The 6417-nt window shown below is 68.2% G+C and carries 9 protein-coding genes; 5 read left to right on the top strand and 4 right to left on the bottom strand.

Going from position 1 to position 6417, the window contains the following annotated elements:
* The 4 genes from VML93_RS09095 to VML93_RS09080 form a co-directional block, all read left to right on the top strand.
* On the top strand, window positions 1–914 hold a 914-nt coding region (locus VML93_RS09095; protein ID WP_325609825.1), incomplete at its 5' end, for an acyl-CoA dehydrogenase family protein.
* Complete coding sequence (locus tag VML93_RS09090) at window positions 911–1969, top strand: acyl-CoA dehydrogenase (protein ID WP_325609823.1); 1059 nt, start codon at window positions 911–913, stop codon at window positions 1967–1969. The genes VML93_RS09095 and VML93_RS09090, both read left to right, overlap by 4 nt.
* A complete protein-coding gene (locus tag VML93_RS09085) occupies window positions 1966–2730 on the top strand; it encodes an alpha/beta fold hydrolase (RefSeq protein WP_325609821.1) in 765 nt (254 codons plus the stop codon). The genes VML93_RS09090 and VML93_RS09085 overlap by 4 nt, the downstream gene beginning before the upstream one ends.
* On the top strand, window positions 2727–3497 hold the full coding sequence (locus tag VML93_RS09080) for an enoyl-CoA hydratase/isomerase family protein (protein WP_325609819.1): 771 nt from the start codon (window positions 2727–2729) through the stop codon (window positions 3495–3497). The genes VML93_RS09085 and VML93_RS09080 overlap by 4 nt, the downstream gene beginning before the upstream one ends.
* 9 nt (window positions 3498–3506) lie before the next feature.
* Here VML93_RS09080 and VML93_RS09075 read toward each other — a convergent pair whose 3' ends face one another.
* Window positions 3507–4493, bottom strand: a complete 987-nt coding sequence (locus tag VML93_RS09075; protein WP_325609817.1) for a calcium/sodium antiporter — start codon at window positions 4491–4493, stop codon at window positions 3507–3509.
* A gap of 94 nt (window positions 4494–4587) precedes the next feature.
* On the opposite strand from VML93_RS09075, the gene VML93_RS09070 reads away from it, so the two are divergent.
* The gene (locus VML93_RS09070) at window positions 4588–5469 is read left to right on the top strand and encodes a VOC family protein (protein WP_325609815.1); all 882 of its coding nucleotides are present in this window, start codon (window positions 4588–4590) and stop codon (window positions 5467–5469) included.
* Between the two features lie 85 nt (window positions 5470–5554).
* Here the strand turns inward: VML93_RS09070 and VML93_RS09065 are convergent, their stop codons facing one another.
* From VML93_RS09065 to VML93_RS09055, 3 genes are all read right to left on the bottom strand, one after another.
* Window positions 5555–6049, bottom strand: coding sequence for a tetratricopeptide repeat protein (locus VML93_RS09065; RefSeq protein ID WP_325609813.1), 495 nt, complete (start codon window positions 6047–6049; stop codon window positions 5555–5557).
* The gene (locus VML93_RS09060; RefSeq protein WP_325609811.1) at window positions 6046–6183 is read right to left on the bottom strand and encodes a hypothetical protein; all 138 of its coding nucleotides are present in this window, start codon (window positions 6181–6183) and stop codon (window positions 6046–6048) included. Before VML93_RS09060 ends, VML93_RS09065 begins: the two co-directional genes overlap by 4 nt.
* Window positions 6164–6417, bottom strand: a 254-nt coding sequence (locus tag VML93_RS09055; protein ID WP_325609809.1) for a tetratricopeptide repeat protein, incomplete at its 5' end; no start/stop codon positions are given. The genes VML93_RS09055 and VML93_RS09060, both read right to left, overlap by 20 nt.

The raw sequence follows: 6417 nt of genomic DNA, 5'->3' as shown, positions 1-6417 counted from the left end.
AGGAGCTGCTGCGTTGGGGTGCCCCGGTTGGCCACCACTGGGTGGCCGACCGACAGATCGCCCCGGTGCTGGTGCGGTATGGCACCGAGGAACAGAAGCTGTCGTTGTTGCCCCGAATCTGCCGGGGCGAGTTGTGTTTTTGCATCGGCATGAGCGAGCCCGACGCCGGCAGCGACCTCGCGTCGGTGCGGACGCGCGGGGTGCGCGACGGGGACGGCTGGCGGGTGTCGGGCGTCAAGGTATGGACCAGCAACGCCATGCGCGCCGACTTCATGATCGCCCTGTGCCGAACCGGGGAGGCCGCCCGGCATCAAGGACTGAGCCGATTCCTGATCGACATGCGCAGCCCCGGCGTGGCGGTCAGGCCGATCCCCTTCCTGAACGGCAGCACCGAGCATTTCGCAGAGGTGGTCCTCGACGGTGTGCTGGTGTCGGACGAGATGGTGATCGGCGAGATCGGGCAGGGCTGGGCGCAGAACGCCAACGAGTTGGCCTATGAGCGCAGCGGCCCGGACCGGTGGATCTCGACATTCCTGCTCGTTCAGGAGTTCATCCGCGAGCGGGCAGACCTGGCGGCCAGCCCCGCCGGAAGCCGGCTGATCGGCGAACTCGCGGCGCAATACTGGGTGCTGCGCCGGCTGTCCCTGGCCGTGGCCAGGGCCGTCGACGCGGGCGACACCCCCGCCGCCGAGGCGGCGCTGATCAAGGAGATGGGCACCCGGTTCGAACAGGACGTCGTGAGCGCACTGCGGGAGTTGCTGGACCGCGAGCTCGTGTGCGGCCTGCAGCCCACGCAGACACTGTCGCTGTTCGATCGGTTGTTGCGTCGCGCCGTGCTGGACTCGCCGTCGTTCACGATCCGAGGCGGTACCAATGAGGTGCTGCGCACGGTCGCAGTCAAAGGTTTGTCATGAGCGACGACGACCTGTACAGCGTGGCCACCAAGCTGTTCGCCGCACACAGCCGGTGGCAGGATGTCGGTGCAGCCGAAGCTGATGGCTGGGCCGAACCACTATGGAATGCGTTGCAGCAGGCCGGTTTCAGTGACGTGTCCGTTCCGGAGAAGCTGGGCGGAGCCGGAGGTGGTGTCGCCGATGCGGTCCAGCTGCTCCGCGCCGCCGGAGCACACGCGGCGCCGGTGCCGCTGGCCGAGGCCGGACTGGTCGGTGGGTGGTTGCTGGCGTCCGCAGGTCTCGCGCTGCCCAAGGGTATTCGCACGGTGCTGCTGCCCGCTGCCGCGCCGCCGCTCCGTCTCGAAGGTGATTGGCTGGTCGGTACGGCGCGCCCCGTGGCGTGGGGCCACCGCGCCGAGCATCTCATCGGACTCGTCGACGGCGTAGTGGTGCTCGCGCCCGGACCGGCGGCATCAGGCGGCCCGGCCGTCAGCCGCGGAGCCAACCTCGCCGATGAACCCCGTGACACCGTGATTTTCGACGGTGTGCGGGTAACCGCCCGCGCCGACGCGCCGGACGAGGTCACCGAAGAATCGTTCTGGGAGCGTATGGCGCTCGGCCGGGCCGCGTTGATGGCCGGTGCGGTCAGTGCCGTCGCCGCGATGACGCTGCGCTACAGCCGCGAGCGTGAGCAATTCGGCCGCCCCATCGGTCATTTCCAGGCCGTCCAAGCCCATTTGGTCACGATCCACCAGCAGGCCGCCGTGCTCGCATCGGCTGTCGACGGCGCGGTCGAAGCCGTCGAACTCGGCCGGGCCGGCTTCGAAATCTCTTGTGCCAAAATGCTTGCCGACCGGGCCGCGCAGCTGGTGACCGCGGCCGCCCATCAGACGCATGGCGCTATCGGTATGACGAAGGAGTACCCGTTGCATTATCTGACCCGTCGACTCTGGGCCTGGCGCGACGAAGCCGGAGGCCACCATCGCTGGGCGGACCGGCTCGGCACGGCCTTGGTCGCCCGCGGCCCCGACGCGCTGTACCCGGCCATCCAGAGCGGCTCGGAGGTGGTGCAGTGAACCAACTGCAACGCGACGACGGAGTCACGCTGGCGTTCCAGGTCCACAATCCGCAGGCGCCGGGTGTGCCGCTTTTGCTCACCCACGGCTTCGGCGCCACCGCGGGCATGTGGGACCGCAATATCGACGCGTTGAGCGCCGACCGGCCCGTGATCGTCTGGGACCAGCGCGGCCACGGCAGCAGCGACGCACCCGACGACATGGACCGCTACAGCGAGCAGATCAGCGTCGCCGACATGGCGGCAATTCTCGACGCCGCGGGTGCCGATCGGGCCGTGGTCGGCGGAATGTCCTTGGGCGGCTACCTATCCCTGGCCTTCCACCTCGTCCATCCGCAACGGGTGGCCGGGCTGGTGTTGGTCGACACCGGTCCGGGCTACCGCAACGACGACGCCCGCGACAAGTGGAACGCGTGGGTAGAACGACGCGCCCGACAACTTGAGCAAGGTGACGCGCGTACCGAAGGCTCGGCGGAACTCGCGCAGGCGGTGCATCTGCATCCCGAGGGACTGCCTCGCGCAGCCCGCGGTGTGATGGCTCAAAAGGACGCTCGGGTGATCACGTCGCTGGACAGCATCGCGGTGCCGACGCTGGTGATCGTCGGCGCCCAAGACACCGACTTCCTGGTCGGGGCCGACTACATGCACCGCAAGATCCCCGATTCCCGCAAGGTTGTCATCGACGACGCGGGGCATGCGGCGAACATGGACCAGCCCGAGGTGTTCAACACGGCAGTGCTCGAATTTCTGGATCACCTGTGAGCACAACGGATGTCACCATCGAATTCGCCAGCGACGCAGCTCATGTGGCCATCGTGGAGATGCACCGGCCCCCGAACAACTACTTTGACACCGCGTTGATCAAGGGCATCGCCGACGCCTACCAGCGACTCGACGACGACGTCGAATGCCGGGCGATCGTGTTGTGTGCGGAGGGAAAGCACTTCTGCGCCGGCGCCGACTTCTCCCGGGCCGCCGAGGATCGTGGGTCGGCCGGCGAGCTTTATGCCCAGGCGCTAAGGCTGTTCGGCGCCGGCAAGCCGGTTGTCGCCGCAGTGCACGGCGCCGCGATCGGTGGCGGACTCGGGCTTGCCCTCAGCGCAGACTTCCGCGTGGCCGCGCCTTCCTCGAAATTTGCCGCCAACTTCAGCCGGCTCGGGTTTCATCCCGGCTTCGGAATTACCGCCACGTTGCCACGCGTCGTCGGGCAGCAGAAAGCGCTCGAGTGGACGCTTACCGGTGAGCGTTTCGGTGGTGAAATCGGTTACTCGGCAAGGCTGTTCGACGAATTGGCCGCCGACGGCGAGGTCCGCCCGACGGCGATTCGGTTCGCCGAACGTATCGCGGCGGCGGCTCCCCTGGCCTTGACCAGCATCCGTGCCACGATGCGCGCCGGACTCGCCGAGGCCGTCGCCGCGGCCACCGCCCACGAACTCGAAGTACAAACCCGACTGCAGGCCACCGCCGACTTCCGCGAGGGCGTGACGGCAGCGGCGCAGCGTCGTCCACCGATGTTCACCGGTCGCTGAAGCGGCGGTTCACATCTGCGTCGCGAGCACGAACGCCAAGAACGCAAGGTACGCGACGACCATCGCAGCACCCTCGGCACGATGAACCCGGCGGCCCGAGATGAAGATCGGAAAGCAGACCAGGACCACAGCCGCCATTATCGGGATGTCGATCCGAACCATGCTGGGCGGCAAGGCAAGCCCATGCGTGGGGATCAGGCAGGTGATGCCCAGGACGAGCAGGATGTTGTAAATGCTGCTGCCGAGCAGGTTGCCAATGGCGATATCTCGTTCGTTGCGCAAGGTGGAAACGATGGTGGTCACCAGCTCTGGAGCCGATGTGCCGATGGCCACGACGGTGAGACCGATGAATGCGTCGGAGACTCCGAACCCGCGCGCGATGCCGATTGCGGCGTCGACGAGCCACTTGGCGCCCAGCACCACCACCGCGATGCCTCCGAGCATCAACGCGATGTGCACGACAGTGTGGCGTTCTTTGGCCGGCTCTGAATCGGCGGCCACTTCGGAGACATCGGCGGCGGCGGGTTCCGTTGCAAATGACCGGCTTTCACGCCGTGCCGTCCGAATGAGCACCGCGGTGTAGACGATCGCGGCGACCAGCAGGATGAGCCCGTCCAGCCGCGACAGCACCCCATCGGCCGCCAGCGCCCATAGCAGGAGCGCCGCGATCGCCATCACCGGCAGTTCGAAGCGCAGTGTGCGGATCTCGATGGCCAGCGGAAGAATCAGCGCGCTCAAACCCAACACCAGCAGCAGGTTGACGATATTGGTGCCGGTGATATTGCCCACCGCCAAAGCGCCGCTGCCTTCCGCGGCGGCCACCACACCGACGGCGAGTTCGGGCATGCTGGTGCCGATCGCCACCACGGTCAGACCGACGAGCATCGGGCTGATCCGCAGCCGCGACGCCAATGCGCCACCGCCCCTGACGATTACATCTGCGCCGAGCACCAAGGCGGCAAGGCCCGCCAAGAACCAGGCCACACTCGTCAGCATGGGCAGTCGCCCTTTCGTCGTGTGTCGGGATGATAGCGCCAGACTGAGCCGATCCTGCCGAACCCTGGCGCGGGTGATCAGGCATGCTGAGTTGGTGTTCGACGCGCTCGACCATGTGATTCTCGCGGTGCGCGACCTCGGTGACGCCACCCGCCGCTACGCCACGCTGCTGTCCCGGAGCCCGTCCTGGCACGGCGATCATCCGGGCTGGGGCACGGCGAATGCGTTGTTCCGGCTCGACAACACCTACCTCGAGCTGATCACGCCGCACGGCGACGGCCCGCTCGGGCGCACGGTCGCGGCGCAGTTGGATCAACGAGGCGACGGGCCGATCGGGCTCGCGTTTGCCGCATCCGATCTTGATGCTGCGCACGCGCAACTCGCCGCAAACGGCCTTGAGCCGCCGCCTGTTTCACCCGGTCTGGGCCGCGACACCGGCACCGGGCTGACCCGGCGGTGGCGCAGCGTGCTGCTACCGCAAACACGCACCCGCGGCGTGCTGATGATCGCGATCGAGCACGAGTCGCCGAACCGCCTGCCCGAGGCCGCGCCGGTCGGATCCGAGGATGCCGTCGTGACTGGGATCGATCACGCGGTGGTGCGGACATCCGACGCGGATGCCGCCATCGGGCTCTACCGCGATGGACTGGGCCTGCGCCTCGCGCTGGACCGCAGCTTTCCGGACTGGGGCATGCGGCTGGTGTTTCTGCGCGTCGGCGGCGTCACCGTGGAACTCGCGCAGCCACTGCACGAGGCGCAGCCGCTGCCGGCCGGAACCGATCAGATGTGGGGGCTTTCGTGGCGTGTTCCCAACGCCGATGCAGCACGGACGCGGCTTGCGCAAGCCGGACTCGACGTCTCCGAGGTTCGCCCGGGGCGCAAGCCCGGCACCCGCGTGGTGAGCGTGAAGGACGGCACGTGCGGCGTACCGACCCTGTTGATCGAGCCCGCTCCGCCCGTGCAGCAAGGCGACTAGCAACTCTGCCTTACGCGTCGAGCCCTTAAACCGCTCCCATCCGAGAGTGTTCGGCCCACGCCACTCGCAAGGAGGATCTTTTCGATCAGCCGTCTTTGTGCTCGCCTAGCGGGATTGTCTCGTCAGGGCGTCCGGCCGCCTGGTAGGCGTCGGCGAGGTCGTGGCGCGACGCGAGGGTGTCCGGGTGGTCGGCGCCCAGGATGCGCTCGCGGTCGGTGAGGGTTCCAGCAGGTCCAACGCGGTGGCCACCGTCGTCACTCTGGGTGCGCTGCGACAGGTAGGCCACCGACTCCGGGCGACTGAATATCGCGACATTTACCTCCCGCCCCAATTTCGTGAACGCCCGATCGGTGCTGGTGACGACCACCCGAGTGGGTCCGGTAGCGGGCAAGAACTCAACCAGCCCGTCGGGATCGGTGGCATTGTCGGACACCAGCAGCGCAGCGCCCGCGCGGGTTTCCAAGTGCTCGCGCAGCCGCTTCGCAGAGTTCAGCGAATCGCCGTCGGGGTCGCCCACCCCGACCCGCTGGGCGATCCGCGCCAACCCCGCCACCAGGTCGTCGCGCGATTCGGCGTTCACCCACCCACCAGCCCGTCGCCGGCCGCCACCCGAGACCGGGCGTAGGCGGCCGCGACCTGGGTCTTGCCTACCCCACGCAACCCCGTCAGGGCGCACACGACCGCCGCTCCGGCCTCACCGAGTGCCTCGGCCACCCGCTGCACGGTGTCGCGCACCCCGAACCCCTGCTTGTGGCCGCGGAATCTCCCCGACCACCACCGCACCCGAGACCACCGGCGCTGCAAGCTCTTCGGCGCCCGGCGGTGGCTGTGGCGCGACCGTGTCGATGACCGTTGGCGGGGCGTCAGGGCGTCCGGCCGCCTGGTAGGCGTCGGCGAGGTCGTGGCGCGACGCGAGGGTGTCCGGGTGGTCGGCGCCCAGGATGCGCT

Source organism: Mycobacterium sp. (assembly GCF_035499775.1).
Classification (GTDB): Bacteria; Actinomycetota; Actinomycetes; order Mycobacteriales; family Mycobacteriaceae; genus Mycobacterium.
This window is presented reverse-complemented; position numbering and strand designations above follow the sequence as displayed.